Raw genomic sequence first — 26,430 nt, forward strand, 5'->3', positions numbered from 1 at the left:
GACTTAGAGAAGAAGTATCCCTAAGCGTTAACAATTGTAAATCTCTTTTTAAAAATTACTCTTCAAGGTTGTACGAACGCCCTAGTTTGTATGTGGATTGTAATTCTTGTTGGAGATCTAAAATCTCCTTTTTTGTAAAAAATGCAATTTTACCACCTGACAACTCAAAGGCAAAATAACTGTTTTGTTCCGATTGCAAAAGAGTTTTTAATTGGCTTAGGGAACTGATGCGAGTTCCATTTACCTTCTCTAAAACCAAATCCTGAAAGTCTTGGTATCCTAGGTTACCTTCTAGGGGGAAAACACGACTAAGGATCACGATTTTTTCCCTAACCGGGTGGACTTTTTTCTGGTAATAATCAGAGAGATACACCAATTTTTTTTCTGATTTCACTCGGTATTCCGACCCAAATTCTTTGAGGTAGGCATTGGATAATTCAGTAAAGAAAAATCCACCTACAATCAAATACAATGGCCTACGGTTTTTGGCTTCTTCTGGAATTAAAAAATCATTTGAATCATATGCGCGTAAATCATAGGAAACAGCTAAGTTCTGAAAATTACGATAGAGTTTGAGTTGGACAGTTTCACCTAACTCACGCAAACGACCATCTGACTTTCTCAAAACCAAATCAAAAATTTTATCAGCTCGATCCCAATCATCCACTTTAGTCAAAGAAAAAGAATTGATCATGGTGACCAAATCTCCAGGGAACAAATTATAAGCAGGACCAACACCTGGAATCACTTCAGTGATGAGAAGTGGATTCGGAAACGATTTAGAATAATATTCTTTTTCGGAAGGTGTTAGATTAACATCAAATAAAAAACCTGGATGGGGGAATGACTTCCCACCTGATCGCAAAAACAATTCTACATAGTCTGTTGGAATTAAAAAATCAGAGATAGTGATTCCGCATAACAATTGGTTTTTGAAGAAAAAATCTGCTTCTTCCGTTTTTTTCTGATCCAAAAGAAACACTTTGATTGGAGTTTTGGAAAATGGTAAATACACATATTTGGATTTTCCGCTAGGGCAAAGTTTGGTTGTTTGTTTTAAATCTAAACCAACAGATTTTGGTAGTTTATTCATTCCAGAAGATTCTAATAATAAAAAACCTGTTTCTCCGTCGTAAGCCTTAATCGAAAGTTTCGGAACAGAATAATCAAAGGATTCAAATTCCGCATACACAGGATTTTGTTTGGAGAGGGTAACACCAAAAAAAATTCCCTTACCTAAATGGATGAGATTGAGCTTTCTAGTAAATGGTTCACCGACAAGCCACGGGTTTTGGTGGCTAATCTTTTGAAATGTAACTCTCGATTCTATGACACGTTTGTCTTCAAACTCTTCTGCATTCAAAAAAGTATATGTGCATAGGAAAAAAGTAACAAAGATAATTGTTTTAAAGTTCTTCATAATTGGCACCATATCTTTTTTTCACTCTTTGGTTCATTTGGTATGTGGATTCTGGTCGAAGGACAATTGGCAAATCCATTCCCCGAAATTTGATGACAATCATTCCACGTTTGTTTTCCTTCCAAATTGACTTAAACTCATTTAAATCTTTTGGAACACGACTGTTAATGGATTCTACAACTTTGTATTTGTATTTTTTGTACTTTGAAGTTTCTGGATCATTAAAGGTATAACTAAGGACTATATCTCTTGTTGTGTAACGATAGAGAAGGTCTTGGATAAAATAACTATAATGGTATTGTAATGAGCTGTCCAAATCGCCATCTTCCGAATGGAAAAATGACCTTGTGATCGGCTGGAACACAAACCCTGCTTGTAAAAAATAATCATCGGATCCATCGCGATAAAGTTCCAATGCATAGTTTTTTTGTAAGTTCACCTCTGCTTGGTTTTCTTTCCCGGCACGAAAATATGTGATCGTAACTTTTGAATTCAATTGTTTGTCTTCAATCCAATCGATGATAAATTCTTTTTTATTTGCCAATGTCATTTCACCATCATTGGAAATACGAATCCCATCAAATGCAGTTACAAAATCTTTTTCCTTTAGAACTTTTGAAAACGTCGAAGAAGGATAAATCCGATTCACAAAAATCCCGGTTTCACCTGAAGGCACCTTCATCGCTTGTTTTAAACTTTTAGGATTTCCGTTTTGGAACGTAAAACCGATGTTTGGAAATCCATCATACTTTCCATCATTGATATCTTCTAAAAAATGCCGAATGATATCATTTGAAATCAAATAGGCGATACCTTGTTCCAAAGTACTAATCTGAAACACAAGCCCTACTACTTTTCCATTTTGAACCGCTGGACCACCTGAATTACCAGGTTGGATATTGGCAGAAATTTTTAATACATTACGATAATCTAACCCAGAATAGGTGTATCTGTTTTTTTCAAATCGTAAAATAGATCCTTTTTCTACAGACAAACTATCATTCCCATTGGGAAACCCAAGTAACAAAACATCGGAACCTAAATTAGGAATCCCTTCCAAAAATGATAAAGAAGTAGTTTGCTCCGAAAAATCGGGATCGTTTACTTGCAGTAAAGCCAGATCACAATCATAACCTATATATTTAACATCTGCTAGGTATTCTTTTTTGGTGAAACTACTCTTTACTAAAATTCGTTTTGCATCCCGAACCACATGAGCATTGGTCAATATGGTTTGGTTGGGTAATACAAGACCTGAACCAAATCCAGTATAAAGATTTTTTTTCATCCACGGTTGTGTTTTGTTTTCTGTGTTAAATCCCTCATTTCGTATGAGAACAACAGAACGAAAAATAGAATCCACAGCCGGTTCTACTTCTCCTTGCGAAAAAATGGAATCACTCCAAAACAATACAATTAGAAAAGCTAGTATAAGTTTATTCATAATATAGAATTACTTTCTCCCAAATGATTTGAGTTTCTGAAATTTTTTTTAAGAGAGCCTTACCTAACACTCTGTCGCCTGGCAAAGGATTTTTCCAAATCGTATTAGAAACGATAAGTTCTCCATTACTTGTTGATGGGACTCGCATCAATCGATACACTGAATCTTTAACGCATGTGATGCGAAAAACATAAGAAACAGTTTGGTCCCAATAAAAACTTTGATCCTTTTCTACGAATTCCAAAGGACAAGATGGATCAAAAAAAACTTCTAAATTGGAAGGAACTTCTTTTCTCCTTTTAGGATTTTCAGCAATGGATTGGAAATAAAACAAATTAGGATTTTGAATGGTTTTTGTTTGGATGGCTGATTTTCGATTCTGATTCCCAGATTGGATTTCCTTTTTTTGAGGGTAATCCAAATCAGTATCATCGGTATTTTGTTTAATTTCAATTTTCTCTTTTGAATCAGAAAACAATTTACCTGTTTGTATCTCAATGTATTGTTTTTTTCCGATTCGCTGAACAGACTTTAAACGAAATTCATTTTGGTTTAAATGATTTCTATTTTGGGATAAAAATTCGATGAAACTTGGTTCATTCGTTTCTTGGCAACTGAGACGGTAGTATGTGACTGTGGATATTTTGGAAGCAAGTTCGAGTTCACAAGTTCCATCACTCATCACATATCTGGAGCTGTTTCGTATCTTTTTTTGGAATCCTCGAGAAATCTTACCTTGTTTCCATTGGGAAACCTCGTCTTTCAATGAAGACAAAGACTGATCCAATGGAATTTTGTCAGCGAATAGATTGGCCAACGAAAATAGAATGAAAATCACAGTTGAGATGATAGAAAGATGCCAATTCATGGATTACCGACTGTCTTAAGTATCGGCTTCCTTACCCCTTAGAATCAACTCACGAACAATTGATTTCTCTTCTCATTATGTCCCAACCCAGCTTTGAATTTTTTTTTTGGTTTTCAGACTTTCAAAAATTCGAGGGGGGGAAAAGTAATGTAAGAAATAGGAGAATACTTTTTTGAACTGGAACTTTCTTAAAACCGAAATAGAACCTGGTGACTTCCTCATCGATTGTCGTTCCCAATCAGCATATGAAGAAGAAACATTAGAAGGTGCTTATTACTATCCATTCATCAAAAAAGCATTCGGCTCTGACCCAGAATCCCAAAAAAAATTGTACGGCCCGATGGCGGCAGTGATACAAGAGTTTCAAAAATCCAAAAAAACACGAATCATCGTTTTTGATGAAGGGATGGGGATGTTTTCCACGAGGATGGTCTATTTACTCCGTGGAATGGGGATCAAAGATGCTTATGTTCTTGGTCAGAAATGGCCAGTAGAAGGAAAAAAGGCCAAGGGGGAACTCAAAATCGAACCTCCAATTGCAGACAAAGCAAAACCAATTGAAGGTGTTGTCGACAAAGCCTTTATGGAACGTAATTTAACCAAACTCCAAATCTTTGATGCAAGGACCATGGACGAATACGAAGGTCGTCTGCCTCGCCTCACCGCACCCGAAGAAGGAACCCTCTGCGGTCGTTTGCCTGGAGCTTTCCTTTGGGACTGGAGGAATTTGTATGATGGTGAGGCCAATCTCATCGAACGTTCCCTTTTCAAAAAACGCCTGAATGGATTTCCTTTTATGCCAGAAAGACCGACTGTGATCTATGATTACAATGGTGCCCGTTCTTGTTTATTGGCTTTGATGTTACGAGAAGCTGGATACATAGATGTCACTACCTACCAAGGTTCCTGGTTTGAATGGAGAAAATCCAACTTACCAAAACAAGCAGTGGCCGTATTTGGTGCCAAACAAGGGGCAGCGGCTGGAGCTCCACGAGTGGGTGGAGTGGATCGCAAGAAAGTCTAAAAAAAGATTTACGAATCCTAAGACCATCGGTTCACTAAGCTCTCGCTCTTGGAGGATCCGATGGTTTTTCGTTTTTTATCCCTTTGTTCTTTGTTTTTATTTTTAGAATGTGCCTCACATGTTCTTTCCCCACTCCCCATTTCTGAAGAAACCTTCTCCGTCACAAAACAAATCCAATGGATCCAAACTCCAATCGAGTTTAAACTAAAGAACACCTCCTTTGATCGGAATTTCATTGAACTTTCGTTAAACGAACCTTTCCTTACGGTTTCCGAGGTGGAAACTGTTTCCAAATACAGAATGGCCTCGTTTAAGTTTGAAGAATCAACGAAACGCACTTGTTCCAATCAAACCGTTGATTCCATCAAAAAAGAAATTGGTAAAATCATCATCCAAGGCAAATTAACTGGTAAAAATTGTGAAAGTAATTACCAGGTTACGTTCTCCGCAAAATCCGATACAGAAATTGAATTCAAAATCACAGTCGCAGATGAAACACTAAACCGAATCCAACTCATCTATGGATCACACCCTGAGGAAAAGTTTTTTGGTCTTGGGGAACAATTCACCTATGATGAATTCAAAGGGAAAAAACCATTTTTTTTCACCGAAGAACAGGGCATTGGACGAGGTGACCAACCCATTACTGCAGGCGCCAATTTACTTGCTGGCGCAGGAGGGAATGCTTACACTACGTACGCTCCGATCCCCCACTACATTACATCAGAAAATCGATCTGTCTTTTTTGAAAACAGCGGTTATGCGAAGTTTGACTTCAGTGACTCCAAAAAAACAAAAATAGAGTTTTGGGACTTCCAATCAGAAAAATCCATCACCGGTACTCTTTGGTTAGGAAGTTCAGCTAAATCTCTCATTCAAACCTATACAAAAAAAACAGGCCGATTCCCAAAACTACCAGATTGGGCCTACGGAACTTGGCTTGGTGTTCAAGGGGGTTCTGAAAAAGTTACAACCATTGTCAAACAAGCAAAAGATGCTGGTAACCCAGTCACTGCCCTTTGGATCCAAGATTGGTGTGGCAGAAGAGTCACCAACTTTGGCGACCAACTCAAATGGCGTTGGTATGCGGATGAAACATTATACCCTGATTTTAAAAAATTTGTAAAATCAATGAACGATCAAAACGTACAGGTGTTAGGTTATATCAATTCATTTTTGGCTGATACCGATCCAAAAAAACCCGGTGATGATTTTACAAACCCACTGTTAACAGAAGCAAAATCAAAAGGATACCTTGTTAAGAACGGAAAAGGAGAAGATTACCTCATCCAAACTGTAGGTTTTCCAGCTTACCTCATTGATCTCACAAACCCAGCGGCCGTGAAATGGACAAAGGATCTTATCAAAAAGAATTTAATTGGAATGGGTCTTTCGGGATGGATGGCTGATTTTGGAGAATGGCTTCCGTATGATGCAAAACTCCATTCTGGTGTGGATGCAAAGATTTACCACAACCGTTATCCAGTGGATTGGGCAAGGATCAACAGGGAAGCAATCAAAGAAGCAGGAATGGAAGGAAAAATCGTTTTCTTCACAAGAGCTGGTTACAGTTATTCCAACGCCTATTCCACTCTATTTTGGGAAGGAGACCAAATGGTAAGTTTTGGAACAAATGATGGCCTTCCTTCTTCCATCGTTGGTCTCACAACATCGGGTATCAGTGGTTATGCGTTAAACCACAGTGACATTGGTGGTTACACAACAATTTCCAACCCATTAAAAAACTACCACCGCACCAAGGAATTATTACTGCGTTGGGCGGAGACCTCAGCCTTTACTCCAGTGTTCCGAACCCATGAAGGCAACAGACCTTTGAAAAACTGGCAAGTGTACACTTATACAAAACCTGATGGAACCAAATCTCTTGGAGATGAAGATACAGTGCAATTATTTGCAAAAATTGCAAGGATCCATTTTGCCTTAAAACCATATATCCAAAGTTTGGTGGAAGAAGCTTCCCTAACAGGTCTTCCTGTCGTCAGACATAATGCCATCGTGGAACCAGATGACAAAACTCTACTCAATTACAAATACCAATTTTTCCTTGGGGATGACCTACTCGTCGCACCAGTTGTAGAGTCCAATGAAATTGTTAAGGATGTGTATCTCCCTCGTGGCAAATGGACTCATTTTTGGACAGGTACAACATATGAAGGAAATCATAAGATCCAAGTATCAGCACCAATTGGGAAACCACCAGCTTTCATTCGTGTTGGAGGAAAATCAGAAATGTTGATTCGTTCTTCCTTAGAAAGCATTCGGAACAAAAATTAAGGAATCTCAAAATGAAATTTGCTCTGATCGGAGACATCCACGGGTATTGGAACCAAAAAGACATCGAGTATTTTAATGAGTCCGATTATGATATTTTATTTTTCACGGGTGACCTTCGAGGGAATCCTAAAATGGGTAAGGTATCCTTTCAGGGCCTCACCAAACGCGCGTATATGATTCCAGGGAATTGGGATGGGACTAGCCTCACATCTGTCATAGGGGAGATCATCCATTCAAACCTTCTCATCCAATCTGGCCAATGGGGCCAAGGTAGGAGGTTACGCAAACTTTCAGAACGAGTCAAACCCATCACCATCCTTGGTTACAGTTCGGTTGTTTTGTCACAAGAATTGGATGTATCACTGGTTGTTGGGCGCCCCCATGCCATGGGTGGAGGACTTAGTTTTTTGCCTCATATGAAAAAAACGTATCTAGTTTCCAATATGGAAACCTCAATTGAAAAATACAAACGACTCATTGATGGAACCAAAGAAAAAAACATCATCTTCTTGTCGCATAACGGGCCTTTTGGGCTCGGTAGTGCCAAAAATTCCATTTATGGTGCCGAGTTTAAAAAAGAAGGTGGGGATTGGGGAGATGTCGATCTTACTGAGGCGATTTCCTATGCCAAATCCATTGGGAAAAAAGTTCCACTTGTTCTCTCGGGTCACATGCACCATTCCATTAGCAAAACAAAAGAACGAGAAACCCATGAATACACAGGTGGGACGTTTTACGTGAATGGTGCGAAGGTACCAAGGATCAGAGAAGGAAAACACTTCCACACGAAGATTGAATGGTCTGGTGGCTCCGCTACTGTCATCCCTTTGTGGGTATAATGAAGTTCAAACAAACAGATTGATACTTAAGGTTCCATGTCAAATGAGGTTCAATCATTTTCCAAATTGAGTTTAAGGCAGTAACAAAGTCTCAATTTCTATTTTACCAGTAAGGATTTTATGAACAGGGCAAGCATTGGCGACTGAATACAATCTGTCCCTTTCTTCAGGTTTCAAATTCCCTTTTAGTTCGACTTCTCGTATGAATTTATGATCATCTGGAGTCCGTTTATCAATTGTTACCTTCACGGATACGGAATCCAAAGCATATCCTTTTCTGTCTGCATACATCCTAACAGTAATCGAAGTACAGGCACCCAATGAAGAAGCAAGTAATTCTGTTGGCATCGGACCCAAATCCGTTCCTTCTTTATCCGCTGGTTCATCGGCGATCCATTGGTGTTTGCCTTTTGTGATTTTCGTTTCGTATTTTGTTTTCTCAGTGGTGACAATGACTTTGTCTTCGAATACTGCTGTCATTTGGAATCTCCCTTATTGATACGTTCGGCTTCTCGTATCGCTTTATCCCGATTTTGTAACATAGCTTCTTCGACTTGCAATCGCATTTTTTCAAATTCCACTTCGTTCAATTCCCGAGGGATATAAATTGGTTCACCATATGACACAACAAACGTAGTAAAGGGTTTGGGAACTCTATGTTTGTCCCAAGCTCTTTCCAAAATCCACTGTCTACTACATTCATAATGAAACGGAACAATGGGAACTTGTGTGACTTGGGCAGCCGCAATGATCCCTGGTTGTACGATAAATGCTGGCCCTCTTGGACCGTCAGGTGTGAAGGCTGCAGGCAGACCTTTTTTTAAATGTTGGATCACAGCTTTTAGTGCTTTGGATCCACCTTTGGAACTACTTCCACGAATGCTTGTATTACCAAATCGATGGACAACTTCGTTGATATAATCTCCGTCTTTTGATTCTGATATTAAAACAGCGACTTTTTTCTTTCGGTGTAAGTATGGGGAATACAAAACATTTGTATGCCAAATGGAATAGATGTATGGTTTTTTGTTTTTAAATAATTCTTCGTATTGTTCGTTTTTGAGGATACGAAATGAAGATGTGAGACCAATGAGCCGCTGGAACCAAACAACGATTAAAGGTAAAAGCCAAACTAATATTTTACGTTTCAAAAGATGGACTTACTCCCTGGAGGTTGTCTCCAGAGAATTTTGGATTCAGAGAAAGATCAAGTTAAGTTTTCTTTTTGAATAGGTCTCCCAACTTACCTAAATCTTCAGGTTTGATATTTGTACCAGCCGCCTTTTTGTTCTCTTCTTGGATTTCTTTGTATACTTCTGCTCGATGAACAGAAACATTTTTAGGAGCTTTGACACCAATCTTTACTTGATCCCCTTTAATATCAACAATGACAATTTCAATATCATCACCGATCATAATGGATTGGTTACTCCTCCTTGCTAAAACTAACACGAGTTAAACCTTTTCGGAAGACATTTCTTCCATGGACTCAATGATATTTTTACGGATAGGATGATTTTCATCGCGGGAAATACATTGTTTTCCTTTTCCCTCTTTTCCATTGAGAATGATAGGACCTTGTAAATTGGCTGTCATCCCTTTTGGATTATCATGAGGAATGGTAACAATTAGGAAAATAATTCCTTCCTTCCAACTTGAAAGCCCAATGTCCTGCAATTCTTCATCACCAATTGCAGGTTTGTAATGATTCATAAACAGTTCAGGTTGTATCACAATGAATGCAAGACCTGATTCTTTTGTGGACTGTAACCACTTAAATGGACTTTCTGCACTTTCTTCAATCAATGCATATTCATCAAATTCTTCAAATCCAAGTAACCCTTGTGGGAATTTTAGAATTTGTTTTGAATCCACTTGGATGGTTCCGAAAGGTTTTGTATGAATCGTTACCGACATTCTAGTTCCTGTTGTTTCTAATCTTTCTAATGTGCCTGTCATTCTGACCTAACTACCTAAGGAAATCCATCAATGTTGGTTTGATGATTTTCGATCCGACATTGAGCGCATAACTATGGATTGTCTCTAACCACTTCATATTCATGATGGTTTCTGGAAAATCGATCCCTTCATTTTTAGCGAGTAGTTCCGTCATATACATTTTATCGTAAGAAACTCGTTCTTCGTGTTGTTCCAAACGATTCATACGAGCACCAATGGTAGATCGATGGCGTAAAATGTTTTCCAATGCCAAATCCAAATCACCTAAATCACGTCCACCAATTCGTTCTTGGTCTTTTTGGATCAGGTCATTTCGGAGTTGAATGAGAACATCAAATACAGAGAGCCCTGTTACAGTAGCAGATTTGGAAAAATTGTTTGGTGGTTCACTTGCACTTGGTTCAATGAGTCCGATATCTCGCAATACAGTTCCGCCATCTACGTCTTCCAACCAAATTTGATGTGGTGCCGTGGATGAAATCGAGATGTTATCTTGCGCAAGTTTACTTGCTTTTACTTCAAGAGGTGCATTGTTGATTTTATCAATCACATCATCAATGGTATCCCCAACAGAGATATGGATTTCTACACCATCTATTTTAAACTTTTGATCAGAAGTGGCTTGGTAGGCAGAGTTATCCACTTTGGAAGTCACACTGACGTTCGTACCCCAAAATACTTTATTACCAGGAATGGTGATTGGGATGTATTCCCCTTTTTCAATTTCACGGAGTTGTTCCCCGATATCACCTCGGTATTCCACTCCCACATATTGGTTTTTGAGTTCTAAGCCTTGTAGTCCTTTGATTTTTGATTCGATTGGCTCAAAAGGAGGTCTTTCAATCACATGGCCACCAAACAAGGGTTGCCCTGTCGCATCACGAGCGTTTGCAAGGTCAACGATTGCTCTTAAATGTTGGTCGATCTCTTTTCCAATCGCAACTTCGAGTTCAAATCCTTTGTCACCTTGGTAAATACCATTCCCCGCTTGGACGGTCAAAACACGTACACGTTGGAAAATTTCACCCATCTTATCGAGAACACCATCAACCTGTTGGAGCCTTTGGTATCCGTCCCCAATGTTTTCTTCGTATTGGGAAAGTTCGTTCAGGCGTGATCGAAAGTACATTTGGTTTGTGGCTGCACCAGGATCGTCCGATGGTTTTCGGATTTTTAATCCGGTACCCAATTGGGTTTGGGTTTCGTCCATTGCTACTTGGTGGCGGTTTAGGTTCCGCACCAAGGAATTGTTTTGCATCATGTTAGTGATTCTGATCATGATTATACACCTAACCTATTGATGATGGTATCTAACATTTCATTGAGTGTCGAAATCATCCGAGCGGACGCATTGTACGATTGTTGGAACTGAACCATATTGGCCATCTCCTCATCTAAGTTTACACCCATTACGGATTGGCGCATATTTTCCAACTCAACCATGAGTTCATTTTGCGTCGTATATTCTTGTTTTGCTTCCCGAGCCTCAGTTCCAAGCCTTGAAATCAGTGAATTGTAAAAATCATCCGTTGTTTTCGAATAATCAAACATCACTGGTTTTTCACGAAGGGCGGCTGCGATGAGGAGCGCATTGGATCCATCCTTTTGGCCGTTAGGTGAATTGTAATCACCAGATCCGTTTACATCTTTACCACGCGCGGCAGCAATGTTGGCTGGGTTATTCCTTACATCATCTGACATTTTAAAGAATGATGATGGGTGATACATCGGAGTGAGAGTGATGTCTTGTGCATTGGATTGGAATTTATTGATTTCACCAATCTTACGATAATCGAATGATCCTGATACTCCAGAAGCTGTTAAAATTCCAGTGAGACCCACAAGGAGTTCTCCAGAATCTTCTAAGTGGCGGATCATAAAATTTTCTTTTTTATCATTTGGATTTGTTGTTGCTTTTAGCGCCAACTGGTTGTCATGCGACATGTAAGCAACAACACCTGTTTCCGATCGATTGATCCGTTTGATGACTGCATTTAGTGTGTCATCTTTGGAATAAGGTACTAAAATTTCCGTTTCCCCACCAGGACTTGCTTTTAAAAAACGCATGGTTCCTGAAATTCCAATAGGACGATCCGGATCAAGGGAGGTACGACCTGTCACACGAAAGACTGCGGTTTTATCGTTTAGTCCGTCACCATCTGTGTCAATTTCCCCAAAGGTATTTGTGGCAAGGGCTCTTTGTTCAAAGAAGTTCACATTGGTTTTGCCATTGAGGCCAAATCCATCTTTGTGGATTTCATTGATGACATCCATTGCATTGATGGCGAGAGCATCTACCGCATTGATTTTTTCAACGAGGATCCGGTCTCTGATTTCATACAAAGCTTGGATACTGCCTTGGCGTAGGAGAACGGTATCGCCAGTATTTGACCATTTTAAATCGAGTAAACCATCATTGTTTGGATTTCCAACCAAATCAATTTTGTGAACCTTTTGTCCTTGGATGAGGATTTGTTGGCCAATAAAAACCATGAGTTCATCATCATCACTTCGGCCAATGGTAATGTCTGCCATTCCAGCCAGTTCTTGTAAAAGTTCATCTCTTCTATCCAAAAGGTCATTTGGATTATCACCTAATGCTTGTGACTTGGTAATTTTTTCATTGAGAGATTTGATATTTTCTGCAACAGTATTGAGATGGTTGACCTTCGCTTCAATCTCACGATTGGATTGGTCACGTAAAAGGGAAAGTTTTCTGTAAACATCCTCCATCCTTGAACCAAGTGCTTCTGCTTTTTCCTGAACCACAGCGCGGTGGGCTGTTTCTTCCGGGTAGTTTGATAGGTCTTCCCAAGAAGACCAAAACTGGTCCATCATGGAACGAAGTGTGGTTCCAGTTGGTTCATTAAAAACGGTTTCTACTTGGTACAAATAATCATTTTTTTTACCCCAATACTCTTTTAGAGATGAGGAATCAATGATTCGGTCATCGATGAAGTTATCACGAACTCTTTCAATTTCAGAGATTTTGACACCTTGTCCAATTTGGCCAGGTACTTCTGCACGATTAAATGCTGGATCATATATTGGATCCATACTATTCATGACAACTCTTTGACGCGCATAATGTTTGTTATCCGCATTGGAAATATTATGACCTGTGGTTTGGATCGCTTGTTGGTGGACCGAAAGTCCTCGTTTTCCGATTTCTATACCTTGGAATGTTGATCCCATACGATTCTCCTAGGCAGTCGCGTTCAAAATGATCGCGCCTTTTTGGCTCTGCCCACGCCTTGTTGGTTGTTTGTGTGATGTATACACTTTCTCACGAGATAACTCTTGTAATGAGTCTACGGTTGCTTGTAAAAATTCCTTTCTGGTCTTAAGAAGTTTTTCGTTTGTGATGATGGCATCTTTTAAGTCAGAAACGACTTTCTTCAATTCCAATGCAAAGGTTTTGAGTTTAAAATTGGACTCACGGTCCATATGATTTAGAAAATGAGTGAGGGTGATGGAAGATTCGTCTTTTTGGAATTTTTCCTTTTCATAAACGTCTTCAATGGTTTTCATCCGAATTCGTTCGAGTTCAGAGGCTTCGACCATAATATGATAACTTTCTTTGACAAGGGACTCTAACGTTTTGCCGTCCGCAACATGGATGGCCGCTCTTTTTTTGCCTTCCAATTCCAAAAGGCGCTTGTAACAGTCTATTTCTGTAGTAAATAAACTTCTAAGTGATTCAACCCAATCCAACATGCGAATTCCTTTTCCCTTATGGGTAGGATCGACGGATTCCCAAACTAGCTTAGGAAAATTTATAAAAATTTACTATTTTCAGGTCTATGTCTCGAAACTCACCTTGTAATAAAATTTGTATGATGGACCCCGAATCCGGGCTTTGTGCTGGCTGTTTCCGTACCATCGAAGAGATCGGGAATTGGTCCCGAATGACCGAAGGGGAGAGGGAAAAGGTTTGGGGTGAGCTCCCGCTACGAAAGGCGGGAAACTCTTCCAAGGATTCGGTTATTTAGAACCTTTATCAATTTTATTACGGTGTTCTTCACAGAGTCTATAAAGTTGATCTGTAGATGGATTTTTCTTTGTGACTTTTTTTCCGCATACAATGCACATACCTTGTGCCCTTCTACGTTTGTATAACAATTGAACTCTTTCGGCACCTGATAAATTGTATTTACTGATTTGAAGTCGAACTCCTTTTACCAAATAACTTCCGATAGCAGACTCCTCTCCTTTTTTTAATTCGGAAAAAATCTTGTTCAGCTCATCCGGTTTAATCGATTTAGGTTTCATACAATCTCCTGCTTTCCTGCTAAATTTAACTCTCTGTTAGATTCTAAATGTTAATGCACATTAGTTTCTACCCACTAACGTGCAACTCTATTTTAAAATCATATCTGAATTCTCGAATATAGATTCAAAAACTAGGGACAAACTCTAATATTTGGTATGATTTTTGAGTTGGCAAACTGAAAAGATCGACTATCGTTTAGTGAAAGGAACCAAACCATGGAAAAGAAATACAAAACTCTCAAAGATTTTTTCCCATTTTACTTAGAAGAACACAGTCATCCCATCAATCGTGCCTTACATTTTATAGGCTCAAGCCTTGCACTTGGTTGTATCTTGGGGTTCATTGCTACGGGCAAATTTTATATTTTGGGTTTGGCACTTGTTAGTGGGTATTTTTTCGCTTGGATCGGTCATTTTTTCATCGAAAAGAATCGTCCAGCTACCTTTACTTACCCGATTTATTCCTTTATTTCCGATTGGATCATGTACTTTAAAATGTTAACGGGAAGAATTGATGTTGAATTTGCCAAAATTAAGTCAAAACAAAATTAAGATGAATCTAGTTCTCAAATTGATTCTGACTCTTGTTTTGGTTTCGAATTGCAGGCCAAGTACGATTACAAAAGAAGAGATCACTTCCTTACGCGACAAGAACCAAGAAAACATTTCACAGTTTTCGCAAATGATCTTACCAAAAATTTTAGGAAGTGAGTTCAAACGTTTTGAAATCGGTTTGGATAAGGACAATCAGAACGAAGTTCACATCACCTATGGAAGTAACTCAGCACTCACATTCAATGATGCAACGGAATACCGTAAGGTAAGTTTGGAATACCAAAGTTTGGTATTGTTGCGAATTGGGTATGCACTAGGTTTACATCACTTCCATCGCCTTTCACTCAGTTTATCGAAACCTTTCTTCATCCAAGGGGAGAAGAATCCTGAAACAGAAATCCAAGAAGCAGAAATCTTAAGAACCACAATTAGCCAATTGGAGTTGGTAAAATTTTTTGAGGACCATCCCAATTACGATCCATACAAAGCTCCAATGATTGGGGAAAAAGAATGGGAATCAATCACAGGAGAGGTCCAAAAACTTTGGAAAGTGGAATTGGATGAAATTAATCGTGTGAAGGTGGAATGACCCACGCGGTTTGTTCTGCCACTGCTCGTTCCAATCGATCCAAATAAGACAATTTTGGAATTTCATAAGCACCCAGTTGCCAGGTCACATGATTGAGTTGTTGGGTGTCAAAAAGGACAAAATTTGATTCCCGTAGTTTTGCAAATAAATGATAAAGGGCTATTTTTCCTGCATCTGATGCAAACGAAAACATACTTTCACCTGCAAAAAACTTTCCAATCGCCACTCCATACACTCCTCCCACAAGTACGTTCTCCGAATTCCATACTTCTACGGAATGGGCCCAACCTTGTTTGTGAAGTTCCTTATACCCTTCAATGAAACCAGGTGTGATCCAAGTATTGTCTTTTTCTCGATAGGCACATGCCTGCATGACTATGGGGAAGGCTTCATTGAAGCTGACTCGAAATCGATTTTGTTTTACCTTTCGTAAAACGGTTTTAGAAAAATGTACACGATTCAAATCAAAAATTGCACGAGGGTCAAGGCAATACCATCGAATCGGATCCTCTGACCATGGGAAAATTCCGTGAGTGTATGCATATAACAGACGCTCAACGGAAAAGTCACCACCTACGGCGACCAAATCTTCCCTCCACTCTCGTGGGTTTTTAAAAAATTGTGCAAAACTCCTTTTTGTCAAGGTTCCAAAACTTCCTTTGGATAATCATAAACGATTTTTACTTTTAAACTTTTTCCATTTTCATCATTGATATTGGAAAGACCTTCAAATTGTAAGATACGACGCGTTTCTACATCATACACAAGTAAAAATGGTTTCACCACTTGTTTCAAAACAAAGTTATCAATTTCCAAACGTAAATAGAGTGCCTGTCTTCCCTTCCATTCACCATCTTTGATTTTTAAAACAGCAAACTTATAATCATCTAACTGGACCGGGGCAATAAAATGAAATGAAAGCCTTGAACCATTTGCTAATTCATCCCAATGGTTCCGAACAAAATAATCAAATCCACCATCGAGTACGGCTGGTGATTTTGGTGTGTAGGTCTTTTCAGAAATCGGATCTTCTTTTTTCCTTTTGAAAAAGAGACGGACGGATTTTCCCTTTACGTCAGCACCTTCCGTATATCCATCCCTTTCATCTACGGTTTTGAAAGTGGGAACTTCTGGATTTTGATCAAACTCAATGTGTTTGGATCCAAACACTTTCCCATTTGCATCCTTGTATTGGATTTCGGAATGGGTATGCTTTCCATTATTATAATATTCTTTATGGTTATCTGAATAAACGTATTTTCCGGTGGATAGGTCGTACGCTTTGCCAAAATACTGGTACTTTGGTTTTTCTGCCAGAAGTGGCAAAAATGATGGAAAAACTATGGCGAAAATTAGGATTTTACGTATCATATTCTTTAGACCATGAAAAAATACAGACTGACCGACCAACGGACACTTTTAGGGATCGTTTCCAAACTCACCACCACTGTTTTGCAGGACCGAGACACCAAACAAAAGATCACTTTGAACAATCCCGTTGCCGTCAACGATATCTTAAAATCAGTCCATATCACCATTGAGGCCACAGAACCATTGGTTTCCAAACCCAAATCTTTAGTCTGTGTTTTGAAAGAAAATCGAGTGGAACTCCGGGTGAAACCGGTTAATCCCTACCAAGATGATTTACTCCAAGTTTATGAAATTTTAATCGAACCATTAGAACGCTCTGCCAAACGAGCTGCCATTGAGGACATATCTGCTTATGAAGTACAAATGGCACAGACAGCTGATTTGGGAACCGTCATTTCCATTTATGGAAAAACATCGATCATCAACCAAGCTTTGAACCAATGGCAGGTTCATCTGGAACAAGTTTTAACTAATTTTGGATACTTCATTAAAAAGGTACAAATTGGGTTTTATTATGCCGCGGACACCCAACTGATGGAAGCTTTGGCGACTTCAAAGGCTCCGTATTACGTACGTGATGCGAATCGCAGAATTTTTTATACAGACAGAGGATTTTATAGTCCTAAAAAACTAAGTGAGATGTACGTTCGATCTTACCTAGATTCTCTATTAATCAATAATACAAAATCGACTTTGATATTTCCATTTTTTTCCAACGGTAAAGTATTACTTGGTTATTTTGAAATCATAAGCAATTTACCTGACCTAGGAAATGCGTCTCTCCAGTCCGATATTGAAGGCCCAGAAGGCATAGGACCGTTATTATCATTTTTGGACCAAAAAGCGGAGGAATTTGTTTTCCAACTTGAATTTGCCTATGCAAAAGATTGGGAAACCGTGATTCGCACAACACCCGTTAGGGATATTAGCCAAGATGGTCGGGGTATCGGGATAACCTTACCCAAAGGAACAAATCTGGATGGAAGGCCCATAGGATCTCCTGTATCTTTCCAACTAAAAATCAATTCCTCTCCCTATACTTTTTTTGGAAGTTTACGGAGTCTAAAAAAAGGAGAGAATGATACCACACATATTGGTTTACAAATTTTCCAATGTGATAAAACAGAAGGGATGTCACTCCTTAGCACTTATGCATCAAATTTAATTGGAGAAGCTGTTTCATGACACCCGAGCAGTATGAAACGATCATAACCATTTTAACAGAAATCCAAAACCAAGGAGGTTCGGATCCTTATCGATTGGCTCTGTATTTGGTTCCTCACATCGGAATCATCTTCGGAACCACATTTTTGTTTTTTTTGTTTCAGTGGTGGCATAAACAAAAAATGGCCCTCATCCAATCTGGGCAATACAAACCTTGGAGTTTTGACATCAGATTGTATTCATTTTTCCTTGGTCTTTTGTTGACATTCACTGGATTTGCCTTATCGTTTGTATTTATACTCGTCTTAGGTCGTTCTATGGCGATGTTAGGAGGGTTAATCCCATTCGCAATTGGACTCGGTCTCTTGACCTTTTACAAACAACACAGGTAACAGAGACCAAACGGAAATGTAACGATGAGGACTGGAATTCCATCCAGTTGGTCTTACGTGGAGATATGTCTCAATTTGAAGTACTGATGAAACGGTACGAAGGAATGGTGTACTCACAAGCTCGGAAAGCATTTTTATCGAAAGAAGAAGCAGAAGATTTCACACAAGAAGTATTTCTGAAAGCCTATGAGTCATTAAGTCAATTCCGTGGTGAGGCACAATTTTCTACTTGGTTATACCAAATTGCAAAATTTCGCTTAACAAAAGTTAATAAAAAGAAGTCCCATATCCTAACAGATTGGTCAGAAGATGTGGCAACTGTTCCCGACAATTCCAAACCTACCACTGTAGAAATTTTAGATAAAGAAGAAACTCATCATATTTTACATTGCCTCATTGCAAAACTTCCTAAGTCCTACCAACTACCTATTCGCTTACATTACTTTGAAAACAAACCTTTGAAAGAGATAGCAAACGATCTCAATATCAAACTAGGTACCATCAAAAGTCATATCTCTAGAGGAAAAGAACTAATACGAAAATGGTGGTCACATGAAATCGAAGGATAAAAACAATGTATATCCCGATTTATTTGGCGATATTGATCCCTTCCTGAAACATTCGGAAGCTCCTTCGATCATACGTATCCGAGTCATGGGACAAATTTTACCTTTAAAATTTTTGTTTTCTTCCTTATTTATATCGTTCTTACTTTTGCTCATCCCATTTGGGACAATGTTATTTTCTATCATACAAGATACCAACTCAGTGTATTTGTTACCTCTTCTCATCAGTTCCAGTTTATTTTTTTGTTTTTATTCCCTTGTCCTTGGCTTTTTACTCCTCAACACAAGAATTCCTTTTCTGAATGCATGGAAAGAGAAACTTGGATTTGAAGAGGTTTGATCATTCGTGAAAGTCGTATTCGTTTCTTTTCTTTTACTTTTTGTTTCTTCCATTTCTGCTGAGGTTTTACCTTCCGCAGAAGAATTTTTGAATATGGATTTGGATAAATCCATTCGGTTGGTAGAATCCTTATCCAAAGAAGATTCAAAATCGTTAGTATCAGAACTGCGCGTGGAAATGAAAAAATCCTACCCCAAAGCAGATCATTTTTACTTTCTCATTTCCCATTTGGAAGAAATCCAAGCCATCGAAAAAGAACAAGCAAGACTCAAATCATTACTTTGGGTGTATGCACTTGCCTTTGTTTTGTTCACTGGATTTTTAGGTTTGATTTTACTCCGCCAAAGGAAAGCAATCCGAGATATCAACCAAATGCTTGGTCATTAAAAAGGAATCGATTTTTTGTCATGGTTTTGTATTCTTTTTGTAACGAACCCATGTTAACTTGAAATATATTCATGAAAATATTGATTGTAGATGACGAAGAAGACATTGCGGGCCTGATCCAATTCCACTTGGAAGAGGAAGGTTTCCAAACCGAAGTTTGCCATAATGGCATGGAAGTTCTACCTCGTTTAGAAAAAAACCTACCTGACGGAATTATATTAGATTTGATGTTACCTGGCATTGGTGGTATGGACCTATGCAAACGGATTAAAGAAAAATACCCCCAAATACCTATCCTTATGGTCACGGCAAAAACAGGGGAAACTGATGTGGTTTTAGGGCTTGAGTTAGGCGCTGATGATTACATTCGTAAACCATTTAATATTAGAGAACTTGTTGCACGTGTGCGAACTGTTACACGAAGAACCACTGATCCCAATCAAGAAGTCCAAGGCACAATCACAACTGGAAAAATCCAAATCAATCCAACAGCACACAAAGTCTTTGTAGAAGGAACTGAAATTGATTTAACATTAATTGAGTTTAAATTATTACAGTTGTTTGCTGGTAATCCTGGTGTTGCATTTTCACGGGACAAATTATTAGATCGAATTTGGGGCAAAGATGTATTTGTCACAGACCGCACAGTGGATGTTAATATCAAACGCCTAAGGGACAAACTGCTCTCAGAAAAAGAACGACTCGAAACCATTCGCGGAGTCGGTTATCGATTCCGCGATGCGTAGTTTTTTCTCCACTCTACTTCTTCTTAACTGGGGTTTGTTACTTGTTTTACTCACCCTTGCACTCGGTGTATTTTATATTTACGACCAAGTGGTCCCAGCAGTACGCCCCCTTATTTTATTTGGTTTTGTCCTCATCGCTATTTTTGGTACCTTCTATATTTCCACGAACATTGCCATGCGGATCACAGATCCCCTAGCCACTGTCGAAAAAAAAACCAAAGAAATCAATGCGGGTGATTTTGGTGTTGAATTATCTTCGCCTGAGATTCGTGAGTTGGCCACCCTTGCCTCTTCCATCAATGAAATGGCAAGACGATTAAAAGTTCAATTTTTAGATTTAACTGTCGAAAAAGAAAAATTCAATTATTTACTTCAAAATTTAAAAGAAGGTGTTTTTGCAATTGATCGTAATCATAAGTTTTTATTTTTAAACCGAAATATTTCAGACACTCTTATCGAACAAAATTCCCAATTCAAAGAGTTCGCACCTTCTATAAAAAACAAAGAATTATTAAATTTTATAACCGACAAAATCAAATCTGGGAAAGAGGGTAAAACCGAATTCCAAGACGGTATTCATTTTTATACAGCTAGACTTTATCCGATTAAATCCGATGCAATGATTCAACTTTATATTGGTGTGATTTCTGATATTACAGAAGACCGTCAAAACCAAATGATTCGGGAACAATTTTTTCAAAACGCTTCCCATGAATTGAAAACTCCTATTACATCAATCAAAGGTTATGCGGAAACTCTTGAATATAAATTGAAACTGGCTCCCGATTCAAATGAACGAAAGTTTTTAGATGCCATCTTACGAAATACAGAAAGGCTCATTCGAATTGTTGAAGATATGTTGACCGTCTCTCGTTTAGAAAGCCACAAAACAGTTTTGAATCTGACAGATGTGTCCTTATCGGAACTCGTAAAAAATGTTTCTGAATCCCTTGGGGTGATCTATTCCCAAAAAAAACAGAATTTGGTTTTAGACATTCCCACTAATTTGAAAGTGAAGGCAGATCGTTTGCTTTTGGAAGATTTATTAGTTAATTTGATTTCCAATGCATCTGCTTACAGTCCGGAAGGTTCTAGTGTAATTGTAAGGGCGAGTTCTTTAGATGAAAATCATTTGATCCAAGTCATTGACCAAGGGATTGGCATTTCAGCTGAAGATGCAGAACGAATCTTTGAACGTTTTTTTAGAGTGGATACAAATCGATCCAGAAAGGAAGGAGGAACGGGTCTTGGTCTTTCCATTGTGAAACACATTGCAAGGCTCCATTCTGGTGAGGTTTCTGTATCTCCCAATCCTAAGGGTGGGTCCATTTTCTCCTTTGTTTTTCCTAAAAAATAGATTCTCGTAAGAGAAGTCCCCGGATAAAATATTGGTATCCGGTAGGTAATTATGAAGTACCCTTTGGGATTTTACTCCTTTGGCAAAAACATTGGTATCAAAGATACAAGTTTAGATTTTGCAGTGATTTATTCCGATGTTCGTTGCCACGCTGCGGCTGTATTCACACGGAATAATTTTCCAGGAGCTCCTATTTATGTTGGCCGAGACCACATCCAAGATGGATACCTCCAAGCCATCGTCATCAATTCCAAAAATTCAAATGTAGCAACGGGTGAAAAGGGAATCCAAGATTCTTACCAAATTTGTGAAACATTGGCAAAATCTTTACAAATCAAAAAAGAAGATATCCTACCATCTTCCACTGGAGTGATTGGAGTTCCACTTCCCATTGAAAAAATCTTAAATGCCTGTTTGACTGCGAAAGAAAACTTAAAACCTGGAAATTTAGATGAAGTGGCTGAGGCCATCATGACAACAGATACAAAGAAAAAAATTTCTTACCGCACGATCAATCACAACGGAAATGAAGGTGTGATGTATGGAATTGCCAAGGGTGCGGGAATGATCGAACCGAATATGGCAACGATGTTGTCTTATATCTTATGTGATTATCTACCTGAATCGAAAGACCTAAAAGGAATTCTCAAAAGAGTCGTTGATCAAACTTATAATTGTATCACTATTGATTCCGATACTTCTACAAGTGATACAGTTGTTTTAATGTGCTCGGGAAAACTGGGAACAATTCCAGATGATTTATTCGCATCCAATTTAAAAGAGATTGCAACAGAACTTTCAAAAAAAATTGCAAGGGACGGTGAAGGAGCAAGTAAATTAATCGAACTCACCGTAAAACACGGTCGAGACGACAACCAAGTGACAAAAATTGGTAAATCGATTCTCAATTCACCACTTGTGAAAACCGCTATTTATGGTGGGGATCCTAATTGGGGACGATTTATCATGGCCATCGGCAAAGTATTTGATGAACCTATTCCCTATGACAAACTTGAAATTCAATTAGGTGGAATTTCGGTAAAAGGTGCAGATTCAGAAACAAAATCAAAGTTAGCCGAATATCTTAAATCCAATGAAGAAATTTTCATTCATGTCGAATTAAATACAGGAAAGTTTGAAAAAACGTTTTGGAGTTGTGATTTTACAGAAGGTTACATTCAGGAAAATGCTTACTACACAACATGATTTCGAATAAATTAAAAAATACGATTAAATTCTTTTTGCCGTCGAGTTACCAACTCAAACTCTCGGTAACCAATTTATTCACTCGTACTGTTTTTATTTTATTTGTTTATATATCTTATTTTATTATTTTATTTCAGATTCCGGAATCAATGTCTTACCGTTTGGAACTTGCACTATTACTCACGTGTGCGTTTTCATTGATTTTATACTTACCATTGATTGAGCGGCTTACACGACTCATACGAACAAAGTTTTTGTCCGAATACCTGACAGAAGATGCTGAATCCTATCGCCAGGCAATCAAACGATTTAACTTTGATGCTTTAATTAAAAATGTATTTCCCGATATGGTGAAAATTACAGGAAGCCAATCAGGGACCATGGCTGTCCTTACACAGAATGGAACGTTTGCCTTTCACTCTTATTTTAGAGGGAGACAAAAAAAGCTAAGCCCCACCAAAGACATTGTCGTCAGGACTAGTTTTCAATCATTTTTACTCGCAAATCGAAATGGGGCATCCGTTGCGAATACGTTCTCAAACGAAAACATCAATAATGACTTTATGGAACTTCATGCCAATTACATTTATCCATTTATCTTTCGTGAAAAACTATTTGGTTTTATAGCGGTTTCTAATATTCCAAATTCAGATGCAAGCCACAGTTTATCTTTGTTAGCCGGTCAATCTGCCCTTACTATACATAATCATATTCTCTCTTACCACATTTCAGAAAACAAAAAATACCAAAAAGAAGCTGAGTATGCGGTACGAGTTCAAAACTTATTGGAAACAGGAACCATTCCAAAATTAATTGGATGGGAAATCACTCCCTTTAAACGCACGAATCGGAATTTAATCGAATTTTTCCAAGTGGAAGATGGAAGTTGGTTTTTTGTCATCCTAAATGCAGGTAAATCATACCAACACATTGGAATCATCCTTTCTTATATTTTAGGAGTTGTATATTCACAATCCAGACTAAAATTATTGAAGGGATTTTCTGATATCAAATCATTAATCCAAACCACCTTTCAGAAGTTAGATTGGAAAGAAAACTACGAGATGATCATTGGAAAAATTGGTTATTCCGAGTTGTATATCATCCAAGAAGGAAAACAATTTAAAATCTTACGAAATTCTGAGGAAGTTGTCGCAAGTATGGGTTGGAAAAATATGATCAGCATGGACAAAGGTCCTATCATCATCCAACAGCGCGGTGAACCCGTTTTAAAATTTAATTTTATCGAGACGGAACTCAAATGAGAGAACTTGCGATCACAATCCTCTCATCATTACTGTTCTTTTTGCTCTTATTTTTTTCTTTTTTAGGAGTCCAAAACAGTTCCAAACGACTTCCATTTTATTATTACCCATCAGGACTTATCGTTAATATTGGAGAAGAAAATCGAAACCATTGGGGAAACGTGATCGAATCTTCTGATTTGGAAAACTTTGAATCGATTCAGGATTTATCCAAAATAGATTCTTATCATTTAAAAATTAGAAGTTCAGATGGTGGGATTTATGAAGAAGATTTTAAACTAAAAATCGTTCGCAAAACGGATGTTTTAGGAGTATTTTTTTCTGATTTATTTTTAGCCTTTTTTAGTTTAGCGATTGCAGTATATTTTTATTACTCAACTCGAGATGCATTAATATTCGGATTTTTTCTCAATTTTGGACTCATTATCCTTTCCAATGTATTTGTTTTAGCATTTAAAAACTCTATTTTTTTATTCATCCTCACTTTGTATTTAGGAAGTTTTCTTCAATACCATTTAATATATCGCCTCCGAGGGAAAGAAATCAACTCAAAGTGGTTGTTACCACAGGTCTTGATATCCTTCATTATGGCAATGATCGCTTCTCAAGAAAAATACGATATGGTCTTAATCGAGCGAATTGCAATTGTTGCGCACGCGATCACTGTTTTATTCGGTTCTATCAATATCATCGCCAATATATTTGAACTGATTCGATCCAAACCACAAGATGAAGCTCTTCTCAAACGAGTTGTATTAGTAATTTCGATTATTCTTTATGTGGCACTTCCAATCAGCATTCTGTTTTTTGATGGATATCCTTGGTTTTATGTCCATCGATCACTTTTTATCATCACCTATTTACTATTTATTTTAAGTTTTTTTTATGGAACCTATCGTTATACCTTTGTTCCTTCGTTTGTTATCTTCACTCCAAGTCTTGTAACATTAATCTTAGTTGGTATCATTTTAGGAACTTACATTGGATTGATTTTTTTATTGGATTTTGTTTTCCCCATTCGTTATTTAAAGGACAGATGGGTATTTAATTTTATCTTTTTGTTTTTAGTAACTGCGTATTTGATTCCACTCAAATTAAAAGTAAAGGAATTGTTTGATTACTGGTTCTTTGAAAAAAATCCAAAACTCAGTGCAGGTATTAACAAAATCACAGCCTTGTTGTCTTCCCCCCTTTCGATGAGAAAAACCATCCTCACGATCAATAATACTGTAAAATATACTGTCAATGTTTCCAACCTCATCATACTGATACCAGGAGATCAATTTGCCAACACGGACTTAAGAAATATCAATTTTATGAGAATCTCTCCTCAATCCGAAATTTGGAATTACTTCAAAAGTACAGATCGAGTGACAGTAACCTCTCATTTGGAATATGGAATTGGTTTACGAGAAACACTCTATAATTTTCTCAAAGGATTACAAATCCAATTAGCATTCCCAGCTTATGATTCATCGTCTAACAAAAAAAATATCCAAGCAATGATCTTAATTGGAGAAAAATTAGATAAAAAATATTTTTCCATCGGCGAATTAAAGTTTATCAATGAAGTTGTAAAAATTTCAGGTATGTTGCTTGAAAACTATAGTTTACTCGAAGATGAAATTCAGAAACGTAAAATCGTTCGTGATATCCAAACAGCTTCTATTGTCGACAATACTCTACGGTTAATTTTACCGAGTGAAATCAAAGGAATTGATTACGGATATATCTCTAAACCAGCCGTTGGAATTTCTGGTGACTATTTAGATATCATACCAATATCAAATACAAAAATGATTGTATTGTTAGGTGACGTTGCTGGCCACGGATTAGGTACTGGTTTTTTAGTGAGTGCGATTAAAGGTATTGTAAGAGAACAACTCCGAAATGGAACTTCACTGGAAGGATTATTCAGAGAAATCAATTCCTTCTTTCGTGCAAGATACAAAGGAAATGAATTTATGACATTACTCGGTGGGATTTTTGATTCCACAGAAAACGTATTCAAATATGTGAATGCAGGCCACCTTTCTCTTATTGAAATGCGCACAGATGGCCAAATCAAATTGCATTCAAAAACACAAAGGGTTCTTGGGATTTTAGAAACAGATTACCATGTTCAAGAACTTAAATTGTTACCCGGTACGAAATTGTTTCTATATTCAGATGGGATCACGGAAGCCTTTAGCGAACGCGATGAAATTTTTGGGGAAGAAACCCTCATTGACTTTTTGCATTACAATGCTCATAAATCGGTAAAGGAACTTCCCGCTCTCCTAGACCAGAGAATGACCCAGTTTCGTGGTAACCGCGAACAATCTGACGATATTACATTTATTGGTCTTTCTTTTAGCCCAAACTAGCCGAT

At 37.9% G+C, this 26,430-nt stretch carries 29 protein-coding genes; 16 read left to right on the forward strand and 13 right to left on the reverse strand.

The genetic code is table 11. The annotated features are described in order from the left end of the window. Positions 1-55 precede the first annotated feature (55 nt). From LEP1GSC202_RS04365 to LEP1GSC202_RS04375, 3 genes are read right to left on the reverse strand one after another with little or no spacing between them, the layout of a single operon-like run. The gene (locus LEP1GSC202_RS04365) at positions 56-1,420 is read right to left on the reverse strand and encodes a PDZ domain-containing protein (RefSeq protein WP_015677123.1); all 1,365 of its coding nucleotides are present in this window, start codon (positions 1,418-1,420) and stop codon (positions 56-58) included. Continuing rightward, a complete protein-coding gene (locus tag LEP1GSC202_RS04370; protein WP_039928164.1) occupies positions 1,407-2,864 on the reverse strand; it encodes a S1C family serine protease in 1,458 nt (485 codons plus the stop codon). Before LEP1GSC202_RS04370 ends, LEP1GSC202_RS04365 begins: the two co-directional genes overlap by 14 nt. Next, the gene (locus tag LEP1GSC202_RS04375) at positions 2,857-3,732 is read right to left on the reverse strand and encodes an LIC11113 family protein (RefSeq protein ID WP_015676984.1); all 876 of its coding nucleotides are present in this window, start codon (positions 3,730-3,732) and stop codon (positions 2,857-2,859) included. The genes LEP1GSC202_RS04370 and LEP1GSC202_RS04375 overlap by 8 nt, the downstream gene beginning before the upstream one ends. A gap of 172 nt (positions 3,733-3,904) precedes the next feature. Here LEP1GSC202_RS04375 and LEP1GSC202_RS04380 point away from each other — a divergent pair, with 172 nt between their 5' ends. Genes LEP1GSC202_RS04380 through LEP1GSC202_RS04390 form a run of 3 tightly spaced genes read left to right on the forward strand, consistent with a single transcriptional unit; the run spans position 3,905 to position 7,890 of the window. Continuing rightward, positions 3,905-4,756, forward strand: a complete 852-nt coding sequence (locus LEP1GSC202_RS04380; protein ID WP_015676404.1) for a sulfurtransferase — start codon at positions 3,905-3,907, stop codon at positions 4,754-4,756. A 60-nt stretch (positions 4,757-4,816) separates the two neighbouring features. Further along, positions 4,817-7,051, forward strand: a complete 2,235-nt coding sequence (locus LEP1GSC202_RS04385) for an alpha-glucosidase (RefSeq protein WP_015676822.1) — start codon at positions 4,817-4,819, stop codon at positions 7,049-7,051. 11 nt (positions 7,052-7,062) lie between these two features. Then, positions 7,063-7,890: a metallophosphoesterase gene (locus LEP1GSC202_RS04390; RefSeq protein WP_015677543.1), complete on the forward strand. Its 828-nt coding sequence runs from the start codon at positions 7,063-7,065 to the stop codon at positions 7,888-7,890. A 72-nt stretch (positions 7,891-7,962) separates the two neighbouring features. On the opposite strand, the gene LEP1GSC202_RS04395 is transcribed toward LEP1GSC202_RS04390, so the two are convergent. The 7 genes from LEP1GSC202_RS04395 to flgN all read right to left on the reverse strand — a co-directional run bounded on the left by LEP1GSC202_RS04395 (position 7,963) and on the right by flgN (position 13,566). After that, a complete protein-coding gene (locus LEP1GSC202_RS04395; protein WP_015676756.1) occupies positions 7,963-8,370 on the reverse strand; it encodes an OsmC family protein in 408 nt (135 codons plus the stop codon). Continuing rightward, a complete protein-coding gene (locus LEP1GSC202_RS04400) occupies positions 8,367-9,041 on the reverse strand; it encodes a lysophospholipid acyltransferase family protein (protein WP_015677326.1) in 675 nt (224 codons plus the stop codon). The genes LEP1GSC202_RS04395 and LEP1GSC202_RS04400 overlap by 4 nt, the downstream gene beginning before the upstream one ends. 61 nt (positions 9,042-9,102) lie before the next feature. Next, entirely contained in the window at positions 9,103-9,342 is a 240-nt protein-coding gene (csrA, locus tag LEP1GSC202_RS04405; protein WP_012390131.1) for a carbon storage regulator CsrA, read from the reverse strand. 3 nt (positions 9,343-9,345) lie between these two features. Next, positions 9,346-9,807: a flagellar assembly protein FliW gene (gene fliW, locus LEP1GSC202_RS04410; protein WP_039928554.1), complete on the reverse strand. Its 462-nt coding sequence runs from the start codon at positions 9,805-9,807 to the stop codon at positions 9,346-9,348. A 52-nt stretch (positions 9,808-9,859) separates the two neighbouring features. Then, complete coding sequence (locus tag LEP1GSC202_RS04415) at positions 9,860-11,125, reverse strand: flagellar hook-associated protein 3 (protein WP_244147691.1); 1,266 nt, start codon at positions 11,123-11,125, stop codon at positions 9,860-9,862. A gap of 5 nt (positions 11,126-11,130) precedes the next feature. Then, complete coding sequence (gene flgK / locus LEP1GSC202_RS04420) at positions 11,131-13,044, reverse strand: flagellar hook-associated protein FlgK (RefSeq protein ID WP_015676925.1); 1,914 nt, start codon at positions 13,042-13,044, stop codon at positions 11,131-11,133. Between the two features lie 9 nt (positions 13,045-13,053). Next, a complete protein-coding gene (gene flgN / locus LEP1GSC202_RS04425; RefSeq protein ID WP_015676373.1) occupies positions 13,054-13,566 on the reverse strand; it encodes a flagellar export chaperone FlgN in 513 nt (170 codons plus the stop codon). Between the two features lie 86 nt (positions 13,567-13,652). Here flgN and LEP1GSC202_RS04430 point away from each other — a divergent pair, with 86 nt between their 5' ends. Further along, positions 13,653-13,841, forward strand: coding sequence for a DUF1289 domain-containing protein (locus tag LEP1GSC202_RS04430; RefSeq protein WP_083929984.1), 189 nt, complete (start codon positions 13,653-13,655; stop codon positions 13,839-13,841). On the opposite strand, the gene LEP1GSC202_RS04435 is transcribed toward LEP1GSC202_RS04430, so the two are convergent. Continuing rightward, positions 13,834-14,121, reverse strand: a complete 288-nt coding sequence (locus tag LEP1GSC202_RS04435) for an LIC10235 family protein (RefSeq protein WP_015677117.1) — start codon at positions 14,119-14,121, stop codon at positions 13,834-13,836. The two genes, LEP1GSC202_RS04430 and LEP1GSC202_RS04435, sit on opposite strands and share 8 nt — an antisense overlap. Before the next feature lie 216 nt (positions 14,122-14,337). Between LEP1GSC202_RS04435 and LEP1GSC202_RS04440 the strand changes: the two genes are divergently transcribed. Both LEP1GSC202_RS04440 and LEP1GSC202_RS04445 read left to right on the forward strand, forming a co-directional pair. Next, positions 14,338-14,673, forward strand: a complete 336-nt coding sequence (locus LEP1GSC202_RS04440; protein WP_015676346.1) for an Mpo1-like protein — start codon at positions 14,338-14,340, stop codon at positions 14,671-14,673. Position 14,674: 1 nt separating this feature from the next. Beyond that, positions 14,675-15,265: a hypothetical protein gene (locus LEP1GSC202_RS04445; RefSeq protein WP_039928560.1), complete on the forward strand. Its 591-nt coding sequence runs from the start codon at positions 14,675-14,677 to the stop codon at positions 15,263-15,265. On the opposite strand, the gene aat is transcribed toward LEP1GSC202_RS04445, so the two are convergent. Both aat and LEP1GSC202_RS04455 read right to left on the reverse strand, forming a co-directional pair. Further along, the gene (aat, locus tag LEP1GSC202_RS04450) at positions 15,243-15,908 is read right to left on the reverse strand and encodes a leucyl/phenylalanyl-tRNA--protein transferase (protein ID WP_015676766.1); all 666 of its coding nucleotides are present in this window, start codon (positions 15,906-15,908) and stop codon (positions 15,243-15,245) included. The two genes, LEP1GSC202_RS04445 and aat, sit on opposite strands and share 23 nt — an antisense overlap. After that, complete coding sequence (locus LEP1GSC202_RS04455; RefSeq protein WP_015676617.1) at positions 15,905-16,636, reverse strand: hypothetical protein; 732 nt, start codon at positions 16,634-16,636, stop codon at positions 15,905-15,907. The genes aat and LEP1GSC202_RS04455 overlap by 4 nt, the downstream gene beginning before the upstream one ends. Positions 16,637-16,648: 12 nt before the next feature. Here LEP1GSC202_RS04455 and LEP1GSC202_RS04460 point away from each other — a divergent pair, with 12 nt between their 5' ends. From LEP1GSC202_RS04460 to LEP1GSC202_RS04505, 10 genes are all read left to right on the forward strand, one after another. Next, a complete protein-coding gene (locus tag LEP1GSC202_RS04460; protein WP_015676412.1) occupies positions 16,649-17,821 on the forward strand; it encodes a hypothetical protein in 1,173 nt (390 codons plus the stop codon). Then, positions 17,818-18,192: a hypothetical protein gene (locus LEP1GSC202_RS04465; RefSeq protein ID WP_015677151.1), complete on the forward strand. Its 375-nt coding sequence runs from the start codon at positions 17,818-17,820 to the stop codon at positions 18,190-18,192. The genes LEP1GSC202_RS04460 and LEP1GSC202_RS04465 overlap by 4 nt, the downstream gene beginning before the upstream one ends. Before the next feature lie 65 nt (positions 18,193-18,257). Further along, a complete protein-coding gene (locus LEP1GSC202_RS04470) occupies positions 18,258-18,761 on the forward strand; it encodes an RNA polymerase sigma factor (RefSeq protein ID WP_244147634.1) in 504 nt (167 codons plus the stop codon). Further along, the gene (locus LEP1GSC202_RS04475) at positions 18,745-19,098 is read left to right on the forward strand and encodes a hypothetical protein (RefSeq protein WP_015676993.1); all 354 of its coding nucleotides are present in this window, start codon (positions 18,745-18,747) and stop codon (positions 19,096-19,098) included. Before LEP1GSC202_RS04470 ends, LEP1GSC202_RS04475 begins: the two co-directional genes overlap by 17 nt. A 6-nt stretch (positions 19,099-19,104) precedes the next feature. After that, a complete protein-coding gene (locus LEP1GSC202_RS04480; RefSeq protein ID WP_015676997.1) occupies positions 19,105-19,485 on the forward strand; it encodes a hypothetical protein in 381 nt (126 codons plus the stop codon). Positions 19,486-19,556: 71 nt separating this feature from the next. Continuing rightward, the gene (locus tag LEP1GSC202_RS04485) at positions 19,557-20,231 is read left to right on the forward strand and encodes a response regulator (protein ID WP_015676633.1); all 675 of its coding nucleotides are present in this window, start codon (positions 19,557-19,559) and stop codon (positions 20,229-20,231) included. Then, the gene (locus LEP1GSC202_RS04490) at positions 20,224-21,588 is read left to right on the forward strand and encodes a HAMP domain-containing sensor histidine kinase (RefSeq protein ID WP_015676908.1); all 1,365 of its coding nucleotides are present in this window, start codon (positions 20,224-20,226) and stop codon (positions 21,586-21,588) included. The genes LEP1GSC202_RS04485 and LEP1GSC202_RS04490 overlap by 8 nt, the downstream gene beginning before the upstream one ends. A gap of 51 nt (positions 21,589-21,639) precedes the next feature. After that, positions 21,640-22,794, forward strand: a complete 1,155-nt coding sequence (gene argJ / locus LEP1GSC202_RS04495; RefSeq protein ID WP_015677169.1) for a bifunctional glutamate N-acetyltransferase/amino-acid acetyltransferase ArgJ — start codon at positions 21,640-21,642, stop codon at positions 22,792-22,794. Continuing rightward, complete coding sequence (locus LEP1GSC202_RS04500) at positions 22,791-24,059, forward strand: hypothetical protein (protein WP_015676600.1); 1,269 nt, start codon at positions 22,791-22,793, stop codon at positions 24,057-24,059. Before argJ ends, LEP1GSC202_RS04500 begins: the two co-directional genes overlap by 4 nt. Continuing rightward, a complete protein-coding gene (locus LEP1GSC202_RS04505) occupies positions 24,056-26,425 on the forward strand; it encodes a SpoIIE family protein phosphatase (RefSeq protein WP_015677431.1) in 2,370 nt (789 codons plus the stop codon). Before LEP1GSC202_RS04500 ends, LEP1GSC202_RS04505 begins: the two co-directional genes overlap by 4 nt. Positions 26,426-26,430: the final 5 nt, after the last annotated feature.

The sequence above is a fragment of the Leptospira yanagawae serovar Saopaulo str. Sao Paulo = ATCC 700523 genome, assembly GCF_000332475.2.
Classification (GTDB): Bacteria; Spirochaetota; Leptospiria; order Leptospirales; family Leptospiraceae; genus Leptospira_A; species Leptospira_A yanagawae.